Source organism: Flavisolibacter tropicus, from assembly GCF_001644645.1.
Lineage (GTDB): Bacteria > Bacteroidota > Bacteroidia > Chitinophagales > Chitinophagaceae > Flavisolibacter > Flavisolibacter tropicus.
Map to the genome: position 1 here is coordinate 4,084,332 of NZ_CP011390.1, position 16,350 is coordinate 4,100,681.

10 protein-coding genes are annotated in these 16,350 nt (G+C 42.9%); 7 read left to right on the forward strand and 3 right to left on the reverse strand.

Annotated elements, in window-relative coordinates; genetic code table 11:
- Window positions 1–5: 5 nt before the first annotated feature.
- The 3 genes from SY85_RS17450 to pncA are packed head-to-tail and all read right to left on the reverse strand — an operon-like array spanning window position 6 to window position 3,415.
- Complete coding sequence (locus SY85_RS17450; protein ID WP_066406153.1) at window positions 6–1,535, reverse strand: glycosyltransferase family 39 protein; 1,530 nt, start codon at window positions 1,533–1,535, stop codon at window positions 6–8.
- A gap of 42 nt (window positions 1,536–1,577) precedes the next feature.
- Complete coding sequence (locus SY85_RS17455) at window positions 1,578–2,753, reverse strand: threonine aldolase family protein (RefSeq protein WP_066406154.1); 1,176 nt, start codon at window positions 2,751–2,753, stop codon at window positions 1,578–1,580.
- A gap of 56 nt (window positions 2,754–2,809) precedes the next feature.
- Window positions 2,810–3,415, reverse strand: coding sequence for a bifunctional nicotinamidase/pyrazinamidase (gene pncA / locus SY85_RS17460; protein WP_066406155.1), 606 nt, complete (start codon window positions 3,413–3,415; stop codon window positions 2,810–2,812).
- A gap of 1,007 nt (window positions 3,416–4,422) precedes the next feature.
- Between pncA and SY85_RS17465 the strand changes: the two genes are divergently transcribed.
- The 7 genes from SY85_RS17465 (at window position 4,423) to SY85_RS17495 (ending at window position 16,070) form a co-directional block, all read left to right on the forward strand.
- On the forward strand, window positions 4,423–5,556 hold the full coding sequence (locus tag SY85_RS17465) for an arginase family protein (protein WP_066406156.1): 1,134 nt from the start codon (window positions 4,423–4,425) through the stop codon (window positions 5,554–5,556).
- Between the two features lie 334 nt (window positions 5,557–5,890).
- Complete coding sequence (locus SY85_RS17470) at window positions 5,891–8,713, forward strand: sensor histidine kinase (protein WP_148661232.1); 2,823 nt, start codon at window positions 5,891–5,893, stop codon at window positions 8,711–8,713.
- Window positions 8,710–9,327: a response regulator transcription factor gene (locus tag SY85_RS17475; protein ID WP_066406158.1), complete on the forward strand. Its 618-nt coding sequence runs from the start codon at window positions 8,710–8,712 to the stop codon at window positions 9,325–9,327. The genes SY85_RS17470 and SY85_RS17475 overlap by 4 nt, the downstream gene beginning before the upstream one ends.
- A gap of 884 nt (window positions 9,328–10,211) precedes the next feature.
- Entirely contained in the window at window positions 10,212–13,388 is a 3,177-nt protein-coding gene (locus tag SY85_RS17480; RefSeq protein ID WP_066406159.1) for a SusC/RagA family TonB-linked outer membrane protein, read from the forward strand.
- 21 nt (window positions 13,389–13,409) lie between these two features.
- Complete coding sequence (locus tag SY85_RS17485) at window positions 13,410–14,873, forward strand: SusD/RagB family nutrient-binding outer membrane lipoprotein (RefSeq protein ID WP_066406160.1); 1,464 nt, start codon at window positions 13,410–13,412, stop codon at window positions 14,871–14,873.
- Between the two features lie 23 nt (window positions 14,874–14,896).
- Window positions 14,897–15,553 carry an immunoglobulin-like domain-containing protein gene (locus tag SY85_RS17490; RefSeq protein WP_066406161.1) on the forward strand — a complete coding sequence of 219 codons (657 nt, stop codon included), beginning with the start codon at window positions 14,897–14,899 and terminating at the stop codon, window positions 15,551–15,553.
- Window positions 15,554–15,569: 16 nt separating this feature from the next.
- Window positions 15,570–16,070, forward strand: a complete 501-nt coding sequence (locus tag SY85_RS17495) for a lipid-binding protein (protein ID WP_066406162.1) — start codon at window positions 15,570–15,572, stop codon at window positions 16,068–16,070.
- The last annotated feature ends 280 nt before the right edge of the window (window positions 16,071–16,350 follow it).

Here is a 16,350-nt window from a genome sequence, read left to right on the forward strand (position 1 = left end):
GCCTTTTATTCGCGGCGTTTTTTTTCATCAATCTCTTGTTGCAGAATGGCATTAATGGATACCCGTGCACCTTCCAGCGAATAAATGCTGGTGCCATATTCGCGGGCAAAGGGATTGGTGATTTGCCCTTTCCAGGAAACGCTTTCAAATAAAGGTTTCTCTTTTTTCCGCTCCTTATCAGTGTCTGTAATTTCCTGGATGAGAATCACGTTTCGGATTTCCTTTTGTAAAGGAAACCAATTGATATAATCGGCGTTCATAGATACGGCCTGTATGTTTTTGTAACGCGAGTAATAGTTAATAGCGCCGGCCTGTCCGTAATTATCACACAACACTAAAGTGTGTTCTTTGTCAGTTAAAGAAGCATATACACTATCTGTTTTCTGTGCCAGCTCTCGCCAGCCTTGCATATCGGCAAAGTCTTGTGGTAAGGAATGCTCTTTGCCATCTTCCCAGCGTAGTAAGCCTAATGCCTGGTAGGGCTTTGGATTTTTCAAAATCTGCCGTGGTGTTTTATTCGGAAAAGCTACTTGGAGCATAGGAAGAAATAAGACAACAATCAGGAGAATAGCTACCGGTCGGAGATACACTTTCCAGCCGTTTTGTAACAGGCGTTCTAAATACACAGCACCAAAGGCTAAAAGAATAGGATAGAGCCCAATAGCATAATACCCCTTTGCCTGTAAATACAGGTATAGCAGCAGTGTAAATACAAACGACCAAAAGAAAAGGCGATAACGTTGAAAAGGTTTATAAAGAAAGAAGGATAGCTGCGCAGCTATAAGTACAAAGAAGGAGGGTAGAAAGAACAATACCTGTTCTTTTAAAAAGTCGGTCCGGTTCACATTCACCAGTTGTCGCGCTGCTAATTCCTGCATATGTGTAACCACTGGAAAATGGTTGGTGTATTGCCACCAGAGATTGGGTGCAATAAGGATCAAGGCTAAGCCTGCTGCCAGGTACAATGTAGGTTTTGCAAACACGCGTCTATGTTCCGTAAGCAGCAAGGCAGGAATTAAGCCCGCTAATTGAAAGACAATATTGTATTTGTTAAGAAAGCCCAATGCAAATGCGACGGCAGCCCACCATAACCATTTTTTGTTTTCAGAATGAATATACTTCAGCACACAGAAGTATAACACGGTCCAAAGTAGCACCTCTAAGGAGTTGGGTTGGTAAAGAATATTCAGGCGTAGAATAACAGACAATAAAACAGAAGTAGCGCCCAATACCAATGCAAATAAACCTCCCTTTAATTCCTCAATGGCCTTCCATACAACCACAATCGTTAGTGCACCAAACAGCGCGGGGAAGAACTTAACCCAGAAAACACTGTTGCCCAGTTGCAAGATCATCCAGGAGAACCAAGAAGTAACCGGTGGTACTGAAAGATAACCCCAGGCCAGGTGTTTGCCTTGATCCAGATGCAAGTACTCATCGCGGTGTAAATCATATACAGGATCAATCAGCCAATACTGTAGTATGAACTTTAATAGAACGAATGATAGTAAAAGAAACGTCTTTTTATTGTTCATAAACAGTTGGTAGTTGTAAGGGCAGACTTAAAATAAGGGGGCTTATGATAAGCAATTCTTAAAGGCGTTAATGATTGTATCGGTATCTTGGTAAAGCAGGGTTTCGTTTACACTCAACTTCGTTTGATTATCCTTGTTAGGTGGTGGCATAAGGATATGGTATTGTTTGTTCAGCGTCTCTTGAAACTTTTTTCCATCTATTTCTTTTGCCAGTGTCAGGTTATAGATATTGGTGCCATTATCCAACGCACTTACTTTCACACCTTTCATCTTATTCAATGCAGCGAATACGGTGTTGGCTCTTTTAATGGCTTCCTGCAGGCGGCTTTCAGTTCCTTCCAACCGGTGTAAGGCCATAGCCGCATTAAGCCAGTTGCCATACATATTGCCGCCATGTATTTTGATGAGGTGCGGCATTTGATCAATCACTATTTTGTCGCCGCAAAGTATAGCGCCACCACTTGCACCTAAATATTTATAGAGCGAAATGTAAACGGTATCAAAATAAGAAGCGTATTCTTTGATGGACACACCTGACCAGGCAGAAGCCATATATATGCGTGCGCCATCCAAGTGTAGTTTGATGTTTTTACTGCGACAGTAAGCACTGATCTTTTTGATCTCTTCTAGTGGCACCATGCGGCCATCTGCACGTCGCACGGGGTTTTCAACAAGCACAGCACCAATACCACTACTAAACACTTCTTCCTGCGGTAAGCCTTCAATGGAGCTTTGTAATTGTTGGGCGGTGAAACAAGCTTGTCCTTTTGCCAGTGGCATTAAGCGCTTTTGAAAGACAGATTGGGCCGCATCGGCTTCATCGCGAAAGTAGTGGCTCTCGTCGGGTACAAACACTTTTGTATTTCCTCCGCTTAGTACAGCAACAGCTAACTGGTTGGCCAGTGTACCGCTAGGCATGTAGATCGCTTTTTCCTTTCCGGTAATGGCCGCAAACTGTTTCTCTAATGCTTCCACGGCACCACCGTTCCCATAGCGGTCAGGCACAATGACAGTAGCGGATTGAACTTGTTGTAGCTGCTGCAGGTAGTCGCCCGGACTAAACATCTCTCCATCGCCAAAGAACTTGACAGGAGCTCCTGTAGGTGCCGCTGGCCCATTGGTAAGGGGTGCTGCCAATGCTGGTGCTAATGGCAGGAGTGAGGGGAGGGCTGCTAAACTGGTCGACTTCAAAAAGTTTCTACGGTTGATGGATGACATATGTGTGTCTCTTTAAGCTTATTACAGGTATAAAAGTTATAGAGAAATGGGCCAGCTTACAATAAACTGCTTTGAATAAGATGACCACCCTTGTCCTGCAGGTCTTTTTTTGCTTGTAGAAAACCATCTGCACTGATAGCCTTGGTAGCATCTTCTATAACAAAGGTGTTAAACCCTTCTTCCAGTGCATCTTTGGCTGTGAAGTACACACAATAATCTGCTGCTAGTCCTGCCACGTATACATCCGTTATATGGCGCCCTTTCAGGTATTCACTAAGGCCGGTTGCTTTGCGATGGCCATTATCATAAAAGCCGCTGTAGCTATCAATATCCGGGCTGGTGCCCTTACGGAAGATGGCCTCGGTACGGTTCCAGTTCACTGAATCTGACAACGCGGCACCGTGTCTGCCCTGCACACAATGGTCTGGCCATAGTACTTGTGGTAGTCCATTCAGATCTATCATTTCAAACACCTTCTTTCCCTGATGGCTGGAGGCAAAGCTTTTATGCCCTTTTGGGTGCCAGTCTTGTGTGGCCACTATCAAATCAAACCGGTCTTGTATGTTATTGATAATAGGAATGATGGCGTCTCCTTCCGGCACGGCCAGTGAGCCACTTGGTAAAAAATCATACTGGATATCGATCAATAGCAAGGCCTTCATGTTTGTGTTTGACTAAAGTTAAGAAAGCAGGCGCACATCCATAAAGGGTGCGCTTCGCGCTATTGGTTTCACGCAGAGCGCGCCGAGGCGCGGAGAGGGAGGAACCACGGAGGCACAGGAGGCAGGGAGGAGCACAGAGAATATTGTCTGAACCGGGATTTGGGGAGATTAAGGGATTAAGGAGAAATGGCTGATGTGAGGATGGCTGATGGCTGATTTAGGTTGACAGGTTAACAAGTTGAAAAGTTGACAAGGAAGGGAATAATGAATAAGGAAGGATGAAGGAAGAAGTAGGAAAAATTCGAAAGGGGAAATGCGAAAGGCAGAAGGAAGAAAGAAGGAATGTTCAATGCTCAATTTTCAATGTTCAAGGTACAAGGAAAGAAAGAACTTGCTCTACAGGGGCTGGTTTTGTATCTTTAGGACCTACTCTTTAAGTGTATTTTCTTCTCTTCTTATTACACTTTTCTTTACTATTTCTGATGGATTTTTATAGACTGATATACGGTAGTGGTGGGGCTCAGGTACGGGTGAGGTAGGGACTTCATACGGAGTTAAGTAGGACCTGATACGGAGTTACCTAGGCTTCCATACGGAGTAACCATGAGGGGACAGAGAAGTGGTAGTGAAGATAGAGGGAAGTAGTAGGCAAGGTAGACAGAAGCTTGAGGGATGTCTGAACCGGGATTTGGGGAGATTAAGGGATTAAGAGGATAGATTAGGCATTTAGGGTAAGTGTCCTTTTATGATAGCCAGCTTTTCTTTAGTGCAGGAGCAGATCCTTACTTCGATTAACTCAGGATCAAGTTCAGGGTGACCGTAAAAATCATTACCCAATACAGGCAGGTTGAAAGCGGAAGAGTGAAACTGGAAATTCTTCTCCTTTCCTCTGTGCGAAACCTATTCTTTGTGTCTCTCTGTGGTTCCTCCCTTCTCCGCGCCCCCGGCGCGCTCTGCTTGTAGCTTACAGCTTGAAACGTGTAGCTTTTCTCCCTTATCTTGCACCCATGTCAGACTATTTGAATATTGAGGATTTCTTGGAGCCCATAAATAAAGACATGCTGTCTGAAGATATGGGCTATAAAGACAACCAAATTGGTAAAGTGATTGATGCCTATGAAGAAGGTTTCCCCGATTTAGATCGGGCTGATATAGTGATCCTGGGTTGTGGCGAGCAGCGCGGTGCCGGTTTAATGACACGCAGTGAGGCGGCCGACGAAGTGCGCAAAGAGTTTTACAAACTGTTTTACTGGCATACCGATGTAAACCTGGCCGATATTGGTAACCTGCGTATTGGCAACAATCTGAATGATACCTATGCTGCCTTGAAAATGGTGGTGCACGAGCTGGTAGCTATTGGTAAACTGGTAGTGGTGATTGGTGGTTCGCACGATCTAACCTTAGGTCAATACCAAGCCTTTGTAGATGATAAGAAATCTATTGATGCTGTAGGTGTAGATGCTATTATAGATATCAACATCGACTCGCCTTTCCGTAGCGATAAATTCCTGATGGACCTTTTTACAGGCGAGCCTAACTATATGAATCACTATAATCACCTGGCCTTCCAAAGCTATTTTGTACACCCGCGTATGCTGGAGACCATGGACAAGCTGCGTTTTGACTGCTTCCGTGTAGGTGTAGTAAAAGATCGTATAGAAGAAATGGAGCCGGTGATTCGCAACTGCCACTTGTTCTCTTTTGATATGGCCGCTATTGCCAATGCTTTCGCGCCAGCTAATACAGCTTCGCCCAATGGCTTGAATGGGGAAGAGGCCTGCACGCTGATGCAGTTTGCCGGCATGAGCCCCAACATGCAAACGGTTGGCATCTTTGGTTACCAGCCGGAAAATGATAAAGAATCGCTGACAGCTAAACAAATCAGCCACATGCTGTGGTATCTGATGGATGGTCATAGTCGTGGCACAAGAGAAGCCTCACTAGACGATCGCGAATCGTTCAATGAGTTTCACATGACCTTTGCCGAGGTGGAAACCCTGTTTTTACAAAGTAAAAAGACTGGTCGCTGGTGGATGCAATTGCCTGATCAAAAGTTTATTGCCTGCTCACACCGCGATTATATTGCTGCCAGCCAGAATGAACTGCCGGAACGTTGGTTACGTGCTCAGGAAAGGCCGTAGTGGCCGGAGCCGACACCCCCGGCCCCTAAAGGGGAGCAGGCCGCGCGCAAGGCTACGCTAGTCAATGGTCATTAGTCAATAGTCATTGAACAGCGCACAAAACCAGAAGATAAATTCTCTTATAATAGCAAAGCATTCCACTCACGGAGTGCTTTGCTATTTATAGACAGTTCCTTTCCTTCATTAGCTAATTGGCACATTAGCTAATCAGCAAATTCTCCTTTACTCCTTTCCTCTGTGCGAAACCTGCGCGCGTGCGCTCCCCCTTTGGGGGAATCGGAGGAGGCTACTATTAATAAAGTTTTATATTCGAACTTTTAAATAGCTAGCCGCCTTGCCAAGATTATCCTGCTTATTTCTGCTTACTTGTTTTATCCTGATCTGTAGTCTTTCAAGGGCACAGGAGACCTCTATTGAGAGTATACAGGGGCAGCCCGCACCAGAGGTGTATGATCTACTCAAAGACAGTAAGGGGTATCTGTGGCTAGCACATGAATTAGGGGTCAGTCGTTATGATGGAGCGGCTTTTATCAATTTAAATAATCCGAGCCAGAACTCGTTTGCTATGACTGACTTGATGGAAGATGAAAAGGGTCGCATCTGGTGTCACAACTTTACCGGCCAAATCTTTTACATCAAGAATCTAAAACTGCATTTGCTCTCACAATATAAATCAGAGGAAGAGGTGTGGTTTCCCAGAATGGTTATCTGTGGCGATGAGCTAGTAGTTACTTCTATAAAGGGGTTATTTGTTTATAATCTTATTACAGACCAGTCGGCTTATTATTTGATACCTGGCGGAACGAAATCGTTAACACGAGTTGGCAAAAAGGTGGTTTGTTTTGGTGATAATAGATGGTATTCTTATGAAGCAGGCTTACCTATTCGTAAGCTTTCTTCCAGCTTATACTTTTCATTAATTCAAACAGCCAGCTTACAAAACGTAAGTTTTAAAGACACCTTTTATCTGACAGCCAATCCAATGAGTGCTTACTACAAGTTGACGTTGGATGGAGATAGCATAAAAGTGCAGTCGGAAAATAAAACGTCAGCATTCTTAAATACCATTTCTGTACAGGAAAATAAAGTATGGGTACATACAAAAAATTCGAGTTTCACTACCGATGGAAAGGATACGATAGAAGGGTTGAATTTATCTGATGTTCTTACTGATAGTAAAGGTTATAAATGGATGAGCAGCTTGAAAAAAGGCCTTTGCGTTCAATACAATTCACAACAGATAAAAAGGTTAAATGTATCTGCTTTAAGTCCGGGTGATTATGTCAGAAGAATACATACGTTTGATGACCAGATTTTTGTAACTACTGCAAATGGTAAGCTATTCAAATTAAATGATCAAGCTACCTTAACCTATATACTGTCTATACCAAAAACGGCGGGTATTATAGAACAAATTACTCCGTTAGGTAACAATCATTATCTTTTAGCAGCTTCTGTCGGCATGTATTTATATAATAGCGGGACAGGGCAGTTAAGTCAATTTACGTTAAGCTATATTGCAAAGGAAGTACTTATACATAAAGGGAAAGTTTATTTTGCAACTGCCGCAGGTATTAATACAATTGAAAAAATTGAAAATAAGCTGTTGGTTAGCTTATCGAAAGAATTGTTTGATAAAAAACAGCGCTGCAGAAGTATTGCATTTTCCGGAGATAGTTTGTTCGCTGCGTACAGCGATGGTGTTTATATAGCATATAATGACTCTATTCATAGGTTTCTATATAATGGACACCCTGTTTATGCCTCTAAAATTAAGGTTGTATCGGGTAAGATTTTGATCGGTACAATTAACCAAGGTGTGTTAATCATTGAAAATGGAACCACAAAAAGCCTTACAGAGCATGATGGCTTGGTTTCAAACAGTATAAAAGATATAAAGACATCAGCAAATAGTACCTGGTTGGTTTATAATAATGATTTTCAGCAGCTCAATCACTCGCTGACTGGCATAGAAAACAAACCTGATTATTTTCCCAAATTAATTGGCGTCAATGATCTTGCAGCTTTGAATGATCGACTTTATATAGCTGTCAATGAAGACGTTTATAGCATTCGGATGGTATTGCCTACGTCTAATGTTTACATCAAGACGTACATTGATAAAGTTGTAACAAACGGTAAAGAACTTATCTCTGGAAATAAACTGGCACATTTCCAAAATCACCTCCAATTTTCTGTTTCCACGCCCTTTTATTCACCGTATTCAAAAATAATTTATCAGTACCGAATCAAAAGTGCGACGGATAGTACGTGGCAAACAGGTGCTCCGGGACAGACTGTTTTTGACGTTGTTGCTTTGGAGCCAGGTAGGTATACATTTGAAATTGTTGCTGCAGACAAAAGTAAAAATGTCATTTCTAAGCCAGCGGTCTATTCCTTCGAAATTGAGCCGCCCTGGTATCAAACTTGGGTCTTTCGGGGGCTAGTAGCTATCGCGGTAGTGGCGCTTGGATTGTTAGTGGTGCGTTATTATTATAGAACCCGCTTGCGCAAACAAAGCGCCGAATATGAAAAGATACTGGCTGTGCAGGCTGAACGACAACGCATTTCTTCAGAGATCCACGACGATATCGGTGCAGGGCTGTCGGCTCTTCGACTGCTTACCGAAATCACAAAAGACAAGTTGCCAGAAAGTGAGGCGCAACGTGAAGTTGGTAAGATCCATACTTCCATCAGTGAGTTGTCGCAAAAGATGCGGGAGGTGATCTGGAGTTTGAATACAGATAATGACAACTTGAAAAACCTGCTGTATTATATTCAGCGACAGGCTTACCTTCTGTTTGAAAATAGTCCGATTCGACTAAAAGTACTTTTCCCCACACAGGACATTCCCGAGGTGGTGATCAAAGGCGAAAAACGCCGGCACATTTATCTGGCGGTGAAGGAAGCCTTACACAATTGCCTGAAACATTCTGACGCAGAAACCTGTTACCTGACCATGCGTGTGGAGGATCGAATATTAAAAATCATCATTGTAGACGATGGCAAAGGTTTTGCGCCGATTGACAAGTGGCAAACCGGTAATGGATTAACAGGTATGAAGCGGCGCATGCAGCAAATCAATGGTTTTTTTGAAATACAGTCAAAAGAACAAACAGAAGTACGGTTTATAATACCACTAAATGAAAAATCATGAAAACAGTAGTAGACATCGTTGAAGATAATGTGCTTTTCCAGCAAGCATTGATCAACGTCATCAATAATAGTGATGTATTTGAATTGGGGCAGGTATATGGGTCGGCTGAAGGCGCCATGGCAATATTGAAACGCTCTCCTGATATTGTTATTGTAGATATTAACCTTCCCGGTAAAAGCGGCATAGAGTTAATTGCGCAGCTTAGCGTCAATATTGATATACAATGTTTGGTATGTAGCCTGCACGATGACGATGATCATATCGTACAAGCCTTGGAAAATGGTGCAGCCGGATATATATTGAAAGATTCCAGCGTATCACAAATTCACAATGCCTTATTGGAATTAGCAAGAGGTGGGGCACCAATGAGTCCTTACATAGCCAGCAGGGTGATCTCTTTCTTTAAAAAGCCAAAGATCAACGAAGAGAGTGCATTGTTAAGTAGACGTGAGCGCGAAGTGTTGGAGTTGGTAGCCCAAGGGCTACAGTATAAAGAGATTGCCGACCGTTTGCACCTTAGTACCGAAACCGTTAAAAAGCACATGCGTAATATTTATCAAAAACTGCATGTGCAGAACAAGGTAGAGGCAATTAACAAGTTTCGATCGATGTAGAAGGGCAGCGCGGCAAAGGCCAGGGAGAATAATGAACAAGGAATGATGAAAGAAGAAGTGGAGGAAAGGCACAAGGGGCAAGAAACAAGGAACAAGAAAGGAAATGTTCAATGCTCAATTTTCAATGATCAAGGTACAAGGAAGAAGAAAAGACTATAAAGAAAAAGCACTCCATTAAAGGAGTGCTTTTCTATTTCTCATTATTGAATATTCTCTTCTTTCTTCCTACTTCATTCCTTGTTCCTGGTTCAATACTCTTCGCGTCCCTTTGTGCTTTTGCGTCTTAGTTGCCCATTCCCTTCTCTCTGTGCCCGCTGCGTTCTCTGGGCGAAACAAAAAGTGCGAAGCGCTCCCTTTAGTAGCTGGGTTTGCTGTAGCCTTCGCGCATCAAAAATCACGTTTCGCTATACAAGCTACACGTTTCCCTTTGCTTTTAGAATTCGTTTGCAAATACCCGGCGCACATTTGCATTCTCATGTGCAGAATGGTGTTCTCATCGTTCTTTTGTTTTTAAATAAATATACCGCAGGCGGTTTCTACCGCCTGTTTTGTTTTTTGGGAGCATTGATCATTTTCTCTTTCTTCTCGCAGCTCACAGCTTTCAACTCTCCACTTATCCTCCCTTCCTCATTCATCATTCCTTGTTCCATGTTCAATATTCTTTCCCTTGTCAACTTATCAACTCGTCAACCTGTCAACCATCATCAGCTAATTCTCCTTTCCTCTTTTCACTCTTTACACCTCCTAGCTTTCGTGCATCAAAAATCATCCTTCCCGTACTACTTGTCATCCCTCGCGAAAAAACAGCAATTGCAGCCCGGCATTATTCGAATTAATGGTGTCAATTGTGCGTTCACTTTAAAAATCCAGTTTATTAAAAACGTATGAGAAAGTTTATCTGTTTGCTTTTCAGCTTTCTGATGACGGCAAGCATTTGGGCTCAACAACGTGTAATTAAAGGACGGGTTACTGATGCCAACGGTAATCCATTGTCCGGTGTTACCGTTTCGGTTGGAGGCCAAAGTGCTGGTCGAACAGATCAGAATGGAAACTTCAGTGTTTCTGCCGCACAAGGAAACACCTTGGTCTTTACCTATGTAGGCCATGAAAGAAAAGAGGTGCAGGTAGGTGCAAGTGGCGACATCTCGGTGTCATTACAAGCGCAAGCAAAAGAAATCGAAGCTGTAGTTGTTACAGCATTAGGACAAACAAGAAGTAAATCTAAAGTTGGTTATTCTGCCAGCTCATTTAATTCAGACGCTATCAACCGTGCCGCTCCAGTAAACGTATTAGATGGATTACAAGGTAGAATTGCCGGTGCCGATATCTCAACTACCGGTGGACAGCCTGGTTCTTCTACCAAAGTAGTTTTAAGAGGTTATGGTGTGTTAGGAGATGGTAATCAGCCATTGTATGTGATTGATGGTGTGCCTATGAACGATGCGCGTTTAGGTTCCAGTTCATCTGCCGGTGTGGATTTTGGTAACGGCTTGAACGATTTGAACCCTAACGATGTGGAAAGCATTACTGTACTGAAAGGTACTGCGGCCGCTTCTCTGTATGGTTCACAAGCAAAGAATGGCGCCATCATGATCACGACTAAAAGAGGTCGCGCCGGTAAATTAAAAGTAGGCTTTACATCTTCTTTCAACTTATCTACTGTAGGTAAGGTTCCTGATTACCAGACTACCTTTGGACAGGGATGGGATGGTTTGTATTGGTCGCCGGAAAATGGTAGCTGGGGTCCACGTTTAGATGGTAAAGAAAGATTGTGGGGTTCTGTAGTTGACAACTCTCAGTTATTGAAACCATACACCGCTGCTAAAAACAACATCCGTGATTTTTATGATTACGGTCAGGAGTGGAACAATACCATTTCATTAGCAGGTGGTAATGATATTACGAACTTCTACTTCTCTTATGGTAATGTAAATAGCAACGGGGTGTTGCCCAGCGATGCCGATGCGTTGAATCGTAATACGTTCAGCTTGCGTACCAACAGCAAGTTCAACAAGTTTACACTGGGAACTTCCTTCAACTATGTAAACAAAAAACAAAATGCCGTAGCTACGCAAAGCGAGTCTGGCGTATCGGGTGGTATGTTCGAGGAGTTGCTGCAAATACCAGCAGACATTCCAATTGCTGATTTCAGGGATTACAAGAATAAGTTCTTTAACGTAGACAACTACTTTACACCTTATTCCGAGAACCCTTATTTCATTCTATATGAAAATGGAAACCAACAGAAGTCTGACCGCTTCTATGGTAATGTGGATATGAACTATAAGTTCACAGATTGGTTAACAGCTCAGGCCCGTGTAGGTGGTGACTTTACCAATGCCAATACCTTTATCTGGAAAGCGCGCAGCGAGCCTAAGGCTGGTAGCTGGAATGCAGGCGGTAATACCGAAGGCCAGACACGTTCTCCAAATGTGGGTGGTGTAAGCCAGTGGAATGATTATTCTGGCTTGATCAATGGCGACTTCCTGTTGAAGTTTAATAAGCAACTAAGTGATAATTTTTCATTAGAAGCTATTGGCGGTTATAACTATTACCAACAGACTGGCCGATACAGCAGGGCATCTGTAATTGATCTGACCATTCCTGGTTTCTATAACCTGTCCAACTCGTTGAACAAGCCTACTGCCTCAGCTGGCAATAGCAGAAAGAGAACCATGGGTGTATATAGCCAGGCTATAGTGGGCTACAGAGATCAGTTATACCTGACTGTTAATGCTCGTAATGACTGGTCATCTACATTACCAATAAATAATAACAGCTTCTTCTATCCTGGTGGCAACATATCATGGGTAGCTTCTAAAACCTTGGATCTTTCCAGCACGCCAATCAACTTGTTGAGATTCCGTGCGGGTTATGGTAAAACAGGTTCTGATGCACCTATGTACCTGGTGAATTCAACACTGGTTCCGGGTAGTGTAGGTCTTGGTTTTGGTAACCTTAACTTCCCATTCAATAATGTTACAGGCTTTGAAATTGGTAACACTATTGGTAACCTGAGTCTGAAGCCAGTTATTACTAATGAATTGGAAACAGGTGCTGAAATCCGTTTATTCAAGAACCGTTTGGGTATTGATGCGGCTTATTATGATAAGAGAACCGAAGGTCAGATCCTGAACGTTCCTATTTCACCTTCTAGCGGTTATACAGCGCTAGTAAGCAATATTGGTACGGTAACAAACAAGGGTGTGGAGTTGACTATTGACGGTACACCAATCCGTAATAGAAACTTCAACTGGACAGCTACCTATACCTTCACACGCAACAGAAGCAATGTAGAGAATTTAACAGATGGTCTGGATAAGATCTCTTTGAATACTGCATACGATGCTGAATTCAATATCCGTCCAGGTATGCCAGTAGGGGTGTTTGAAGCACCAGTGGCCAGATATACTTCTGATGGCCGTATGATTGTAAGCGCTTCAACCGGTTTCCCTGAAGTGGCTGCTGACAAAGCGGTTTACGGTTCGTCTCAGCGCGACTACACAATGGGCTTGAACAATACCTTAAGCTACAAGAACTTTTCGCTGGGCTTTGGCTTGGATTACAGAAAAGGTGGTTTGTTCTATAGTGGTACTGCCGACTTGTTCCTATTCACAGGTAATGCCTACATGACCACTTACAATGATCGCAAGCCTTTTGTCATTCCTAACTCTGTGAATGAAGTAATAGGTGCCGATGGTAAAGCGACTTATGTAGAGAATAAAACATTGATCGATCAGGCACACGTTGATGATTATTTCTATACCAGCAATGGTAAAGCGTTAGCATACAATTACCGCATCCTGGATAAGTCGTTCCTGAAGTTGAGAGATGTGACGTTGTCTTACAAGCTACCATCTTCTATAGCCAGTAAGATTAAGGCTGAAAACCTGTCCTTGACATTGTATGGCCGCAACTTCCTGCTGTGGACACCGAAAGAAAACGTGTATATCGATCCTGAAGCTTCCAACTTCGGAAATGACCTTTCCGGTGAGTTTGGTGAGTTCAGAACCGGTCCTACACTGAAACAATTTGGTATTCGTTTAAACGCAAACTTCTAATCCCCTAAAAAAAGAACGAGAATGTTGAAACTGAAGAAGGGTGTTCTTGCCGCTGCTGTACTGGCTATGCTAGTCGGCAGTGGTTGCAAGAAACAACTAGATATAAATACCGATCCCAATAACCCTCCTGTAGAACAAGGTACGCCTCGCCTGGTATTCCCGGCAGCAGTATTGTCTACTACTGGTAGAGTAGGGGGCGACATGGCCATCTTAGGTGGTCTTTGGTCACAGTACTGGACACAGTCGGCTACGGCTAACCAGTACAAGAATATTGATATGTACAACTTGAAGAGTGCCGATTTTAACGGCGCTTATACAGAGTTGTTCTCTGGTGCCTTGAACGATTATCAATTCGTGATTAACAAGTCTAAGGAACAGTCTGACTGGAAATACTTGTTAATGGCTACCGTAATGAAAGCCTATACGTATCAGATATTGGTCGATCTATATGACCAGGTGCCTTATACCGAAGCTTTCCAAGGTAACGCCAACCTGCAACCCAAGTTTGATGATGGTTATAGCATCTACAAGGGTTTGTTAGCTGAGATTGATGAAGCTTTAGGTAAAGACTTTACGTCTGGTACGGTAGATTCTAAAGACAAGGCAGCAGATCTGGTATTTAAAGGCGACATGGAAAAATGGGAACAGTTTGCCAACACGCAAAAGCTGAAAATGTTCTTGCGTATGGTAAATGTAAAGCCTGCAGAAGCAGAAGCGGGTATTAAAGCGCTATATGCAAGTGGTGCTACATTCCTGTCTACCGATGCAGCTATTAAAAGCTTCCAGGATGCGCCAGACAACAGTAACCCTATGTATGAGTACAACGTAAGAAAACTGAACGTGGGCACTAACCTTAGAGCTAGCCGAACTATGCTGACGTATCTGCAAGCTAATGGCGATCCTCGTGTAAGTGCATTCTATACGAATACTACGGGTATCAATCAGGGCGACTTTGCTAGTACTGATGCTACTTATCAAGGTGCCGGCGTTGTAAAACAAAGTCCTACCGATCCGGTATATTTTATCTCTGAAGCGGAGTCTTACTTTATGCAGGCTGAAGCAAGAGAAAGATACTTTGGTGGTGCTGACGCTCAGGCTTTGTATAATCAGGGTGTGTTGAAAGCGTTTGCGCAAGTAGGTCAAAGTGGTGCTTCTTTTATTGCACCTGGTGGTAAGTATGCTTATCCAGTAGCCGGTAGCTTGGAAGACAAGATCAAGGCGATAAGCACACAGAAGTGGATCTCTTTCTTTGGTTCTCATGCGCTGGAAGGTTTCTTTGAAAAGAACCGTACGGGCTATCCTAAAACCAGTGCCGTTTACTCTGATGAAGCTGCCTACGTGCCGGGTGAGTTTGTGATCTCAAGAAATGCTGTTACAAACGGCCAACTACCAAAGCGTTTGGTATTCCCTAATGTAGAAAGACAACGTAATAATAATACTCCAGCAGAAGTGCCAATTACTACTCCTGTTTGGTGGGCTAAATAACCCTTAGTAAAACAATTGAATAGATGAAACAGATTCTTTCCATAGTTCTTCTTTCTGCAGTATTCTTTACTTCCTGTAAGAAAGATGAAATCAATAATACAGACGAGAAAGTTGGTCACTCCCGGGTGACTAACTTTCCCGAAATCAGTATCAAAGGTGATCGCCTGATCATTTTAAATGAAGGTGCCACTTATACAGAACCCGGTGCAACAGCGCTTATCAAAGGTGCTGCTGTGCAGTATCAAACAAACGGTACCGTAAATACCGCCGTTCCTGGTGTTTATAATCTTACCTATTCTGCTCAAAATGCAGATGGCTATAGTGCGTCTGACTGGAGAACTGTAGTAGTGATTGGTAATAGTGTAGCCGCCAACGATTTTTCAGGTAACTATAATCGTGCAGCAACTGGTACTACCACTACGTGGAGAAAGAAAGCTACAGGTGTTTATGAAATAGATAACCCAGGCGGTGCAGTTACTGGTTATGGTTTAAAAGCAATTGTAGTAAACTACCAAGGGAATAAGATCAAGATCCCTCGTCAGCTGGGTGTTGATCCATCAGGTAGTCCAATTGAAGTAAGTACCGGCTCTGAAACGTATACTCCTGAAACGGGTACTTATTCCTGGATATTCCTTGCCCCTGGCTATGGTACAGCGTCAAGAACCTTTGTAAAACAATAATAATCTGAACACAAGTATGAAAAAACTAGCATTGATATTAGTTGTTGCCGTAACCGCACTTACAGCTTGCACAAAGGAGAAGCCGGAAGTAGGCGGCACTGGTGCCGAGAAAGTGGCCAACGAATGGTGGGTGCGCTTGACGGTAGAGGGTAATGATATTTATAAACTGGGCCATTTTAAAATGGCAACCTATAATACTGCCAGCAGTAAGGATTCAATTTGGATCGATGATCTGAAACATGGCTATGGCTTTAAAAGCAAAGCAAAGGTGGATCTTAGTAATCTAACTTTTGGTGCGGCCAATGTACAAAACACTTACTATGACCCAGCAAAGCCTGCTAACTTCCCATTAACAGTTAGTGTTACAAATGGTAAAGTGCTTCCTGGTGCAGGACTATCTAAAACCGGCAATGTTACTGATAGCATCTACCTGGAAGTAGAGTTTTCAGATGACCCGGGAACTAAGTATATAATGAGCGGTCACGCACGTACGCAATTCGCTGAAGACGAATATTAATTTGACAACCCTTTTAGTAAAACTATCGTTAAAGCCCTCTGTCAAGAGGGCTTTCTTGTTTAAGTTTGTCGGTGCTAAAAGCATACAGCTAATCAGGTATTGTGATTGTGTGCCCAAACTACTGCTCCCTTATTACTTTAATGTGCAGAATTAGTCTTACCAGTTAGACATATAAATAACACTGTTTTTCCGGTAAGGATACCGTCTATCCACAATCCCTTTATGTGTACGGCTGCTATGTTCTTTTTTTGAAGAGAAAGAGATAGGAGTTGACAACCTT